This window comes from Priestia sp. KCTC 13724 (assembly GCF_056820425.1).
Window position 1 is genome coordinate 1 of sequence record NZ_JBXDLD010000191.1, and the last position, 693, is coordinate 693.

The following is a 693-nucleotide window of genomic DNA, read 5'->3' on the forward strand; positions in this document are numbered from 1 at the left end:
TTGTAAATCCGCACTTTCCTGACGCTACCCCATAAAGTACATTATGGTAACTAGGAATGAATATTTTATATCACACAAACTGGTCTCGATTTAAAATCAATAAAAGATTTTGTGGGGATTTATGTTTACTTTTATTTAAAACAAGTAAATTTACTTAGTATAATTTAGAGTTTTTTGTAAATTAAAGGGAAGTTTTGTAGAAAGTATTTCATATGCGAAAAAAAACTAACATAATATATTTAATGTTAGTTTTTATAAGGAGTTTATTAAAATGAATAATAAACACAACCTTTTATTATGACCAAGAGAAGTGAATTGCTTGAGAGAAGGATACAAGAATTGTGAAAAGGAACTGATTAAAAGTGAAATTGATAAGGATATTATATTATTGAGCGATGCGATAAAAGTTGATTATAAAGTAAATAGGTAGGAAATGTACATTCACTTATGTAATCGAATTTACTTATTTATTACATAGGTTTAACTTCATTTTCATTTCCTTGTAACTACCAAGTTTTATAATGAATTAGAATAGTTGGACAATCATACGAAAGACCATTCTGAATTTAGGCGGTGGGATAATGGGCGAACAGACCTATTCTGACATACAGCGTAAAAAAACCTCGATTATAGATTCTTTAATCCATTTAGGAATCTATAAAAAAGGAAACAAACAACTCTATGAATTAACCT

1 protein-coding gene is annotated in these 693 nt (G+C 27.7%); it reads left to right on the forward strand.

All coding sequences use genetic code 11. The annotated features are described in order from the left end of the window. Positions 1-581: 581 nt before the first annotated feature. Positions 582-693 (forward strand): Fur-regulated basic protein FbpA (gene fbpA / locus AC1UFB_RS20295; RefSeq protein ID WP_482589954.1); only part of this gene is annotated, 112 nt, incomplete at its 3' end.